The sequence below is a fragment of the Caulobacter sp. genome (genome assembly GCF_049283275.1).
Classification (GTDB): domain Bacteria; phylum Pseudomonadota; class Alphaproteobacteria; order Caulobacterales; family Caulobacteraceae; genus Caulobacter.
Window position 1 is genome coordinate 1 of the sequence record NZ_JBAPVS010000362.1, and the last position, 3,146, is coordinate 3,146.

A 3,146-nucleotide genomic window follows, 5' to 3' on the forward strand; every position below is an offset into this window, starting at 1 on the left:
GCCTTCAGCTCGGCCGCCTCCTCGACGCCGCGCTCGGCGAACAGCGGATCGGCCACGGCCGGCTTGGGCTTGAACTTGGCGAGCAGCGCCTGCTTGGCGGCGGCGGCCGTCTTCAGCCGATCGGTCAGCTTGGCGCCCTTGGTCTCGTTCATGTGCCGCTCTTAGGTCTTGGTGCCGCGTAGGGCGTCGGGATCGACAGGCCGGGGCCGCGTCGGCTGGCCGCCGGTGGAGCGCGGGTCGTTCAGGCCCTTGGGGCCCGTCGGTTGGGTGCCGGGATAGGTTTTCATGGGGCTATTTTTTCTTGTTGGGCAGCGGGGACAGCAGGGTCGGGGCCGCGGCGGCGGTCACCTTGGGCTTGGCGGTCTTGGGTTTGCGGACTTCGCGATTGCCTTTGGACAAGGGGCGTTCCTTTTCGGCGTGGGGGACGCGCGCGATCAAGCGCCCGAGCTGAACAGCCCGGCGCGACGCGCGCGGTGGATGGCGATATCAGGTCCGTGAAGGGCGCTGTCGTGGCGACTGACGGTCATGCGACCCCTTTCCGGGGTGCGTCGAGAGCTTCCGCGAAGCGGAGCTGGACTCGCCGGGGGCGCGTCCTAGCGCCTTGGATTGATCCTATCACGTCCGGAGGGCCGACCGGTGGAAATACGGCGGGGGCCCCTACCCCCGCTTGAACAGCGTCGTCCGCTTGGCCATGAACGCCGCCACGGCCTCGCGATGGTCGGCGCTGGCCACCAGGGCCGGCAGTTCCTGATCAACGCTGGACCGACCGTCGATCACCCGCTTGGTCGCCTCCACGGCCAGGGGCGCGCGCGAGGCGATCCATTCGGCCAGGCGGAAGGTTTCGGGCAGCAGGCGCTCGGGCGGATGGACGGCCGTGACGATCCCGTCGGCCAGGGCCCGCTCGGGCCCGAACTGGGCGCCGGTCAGCAGATGGGCCTTGGCCCGCCCCACCCCGATCAGCCGAGGCAGGCGAACGGCCGAAGCCATCAGTCCGATATTGACCCCCGAGGCGGCGAACACCGCTCGGTCGCTGGCCACGCGGATGTCGCAGGCCAGGGCCAGCTCCAGTCCGCCGCCGAAGCACCAGCCGTCGATGGCGGCGATGGTCGGCGTGCGCAGGGCCTCGATCCAGTCCATCAGCTGGTTGAAGTTCTCGACCGCCGCCAGGGCCTTGCCGGCCGGTCGGCCGTGAGCCTCGCGCAGGTCGTCGCCAGCGCAGAACACCCCGCCCCGGCCGGTCAGCACCACCGCCCGGGTGTCGGTGTCGCCGGCGATCTCGTCGAGGACCTTCGCCAGCTGGGCCCGCAGGGGCAGGCCCAGGGCGTTGGCCGGCGGGGCGTCCAGCTCCAGCAGCAGAATCGAGCCGGTGGGACGGCTGACGTGGATCATGGCGCTCATGGGGCGACCGTGGCCGATGAGCGCCCTTTTGGAAAGCGGAGCCGTGGCGTCTTGTCCCCTCTCTTCCTTTCATTCCGACGAAAGTGGGGACCCAGGCAGACCGTCAGAAAAGGGCGCGGTCGATCGGCCGCCCGGGGCCTGCTTCCAAACTCAGCTTGGGTCCCGACTTTCGTCGGGATGAAGGGATTGTGGGAAGATGGTCGTTTCATCCGCAACCATGCTGCGATGCAACAACTTTCCCCTTGCCAGACTTAAACACTTGTCACAGCTTAGGCGGCCTTCGGGGCGGGATTTCCGTTACGGAGCCTAAAACGATGGACCGACGCCAGGTTTCGACCCGCGCGCAACGGTTCACGGAGCGCAGAGAGCCAATGCGGCGTTTGTGTTGCAGCGCCGAAGACCCGGGGAGTGAGATGAGCACCGCCACACTGGACAAGACCGCCGCCGAGCCGAAGGACCTCTACGAGATCGGCGAGATCCCGCCGGCCTTCCATGTGCCGAAGACCATGTACGCCTGGGCCATCCGCCAGGAGCGTCACGGCAAGCCGACCGACGCCATGCAGGTCGAGGTCGTGCCCACCTGGGAGATCGGCGAGGACGAGGTGCTGGTTCTCGTGATGGCCGCCGGCGTCAATTACAACGGCGTCTGGGCCGCCCTGGGCGAGCCGGTCAGCGTGCTGGACGTCCACAAGCAGCCCTATCACGTGGCCGGATCCGACGCCTCGGGCATCGTCTGGAAGGTCGGCGCCAAGGTCAAACGCTGGAAGCTGGGCGACGAGGTCGTCATCCACTGCAACCAGGATGACGGCGACGACGAGGAGTGCAACGGCGGCGACCCGATGTTCTCGGCCAGCCAGCGGATCTGGGGCTACGAGACCCCGGACGGCAGCTTCGCCCAGTTCTGCCGGGTGCAGTCGCGCCAGCTGATGCCGCGCCCCAAGCACCTGACCTGGGAAGAGGCCGCCTGCTACACCCTGACCCTGGCCACCGCCTACCGCATGCTGTTCGGCCACAAGCCGCACGAGCTGAAGCCCGGCCAGAACGTGCTGGTCTGGGGCGCCTCGGGCGGGCTGGGGGTGTTCGCCGTGCAGCTGGCCGCCGTGGCCGGGGCCAACGCCATCGGCGTGGTCAGCGACGACGACAAGATCGACTTCGTCAAAAGCATGGGCGCCAAGGCGGTGCTGAACCGCAAGGAATTCAACTGCTGGGGCCAGCTGCCCAAGGTCAACGGCCCCGAGTTCAACGACTACATGAAGGAGAGCCGCAAGTTCGGCAAAGCCATCTGGCAGGTCACCGGCAACAAGGACGTCGACCTGGTGTTCGAGCACCCGGGCGAGTCGACCTTCCCGGTCTCGGTGTTCGTGGTCAAACGCGGCGGCATGGTCGCCATCTGCGCCGGCACCAGCGGCTTCAACCTGACCATGGACGCCCGCTTCCTGTGGATGCGCCAAAAGCGCGTCCAGGGCAGCCACTTCGCCAATCTGATGCAGGCCAGCGCCGCCAACCAGCTGGTCATCGATCGCCGCGTGGACCCCTGCCTGTCGGAAGTCTTCCCCTGGGACCAGATCCCCGCCGCCCACGAGAAGATGCTGGCCAACCAGCATCTGCCGGGGAACATGGCGGTGCTGGTCTGCGCCCAGCGGCCGGGCCTGCGGACGTTCGAGGAAGTCGTGGAGATCAGCGAGGGCGGGTAAGGTCCCGGGGACATGCACTCGTGCGTGTCCCCAGACGAACGCGCGGCCTTTGGG

General features: G+C 68.0%; 4 protein-coding genes. 1 reads left to right on the forward strand and 3 read right to left on the reverse strand.

Annotation, left to right across the window (positions count from 1 at the left end; translation table 11 throughout):
- From WAL33_RS20655 to WAL33_RS20665, 3 genes are all read right to left on the reverse strand, one after another.
- On the reverse strand, window positions 1–152 hold a 152-nt coding region (locus WAL33_RS20655), incomplete at its 3' end, for a DUF6481 family protein (RefSeq protein WP_422183807.1).
- Window positions 153–161: 9 nt separating this feature from the next.
- Window positions 162–287, reverse strand: coding sequence for a hypothetical protein (locus WAL33_RS20660; RefSeq protein WP_422183803.1), 126 nt, complete (start codon window positions 285–287; stop codon window positions 162–164).
- Between the two features lie 370 nt (window positions 288–657).
- Window positions 658–1,398, reverse strand: coding sequence for an enoyl-CoA hydratase/isomerase family protein (locus WAL33_RS20665; RefSeq protein WP_422183804.1), 741 nt, complete (start codon window positions 1,396–1,398; stop codon window positions 658–660).
- 413 nt (window positions 1,399–1,811) lie between these two features.
- Here WAL33_RS20665 and ccrA point away from each other — a divergent pair, with 413 nt between their 5' ends.
- Window positions 1,812–3,092: a crotonyl-CoA carboxylase/reductase gene (gene ccrA, locus WAL33_RS20670; RefSeq protein ID WP_422183805.1), complete on the forward strand. Its 1,281-nt coding sequence runs from the start codon at window positions 1,812–1,814 to the stop codon at window positions 3,090–3,092.
- Window positions 3,093–3,146: the final 54 nt, after the last annotated feature.

Bases quoted from the DNA above. Each gene is read 5' to 3' on its own strand.
- WAL33_RS20660 (WP_422183803.1), bottom strand. From the start codon at position 287: ATGAAAACCTATCCCGGCACCCAACCGACGGGCCCCAAGGGCCTGAAC.
- WAL33_RS20665 (WP_422183804.1), bottom strand. From the start codon at position 1,398: ATGAGCGCCATGATCCACGTCAGCCGTCCCACCGGCTCGATTCTGCTG.
- ccrA (WP_422183805.1), top strand. From the start codon at position 1,812: ATGAGCACCGCCACACTGGACAAGACCGCCGCCGAGCCGAAGGACCTC.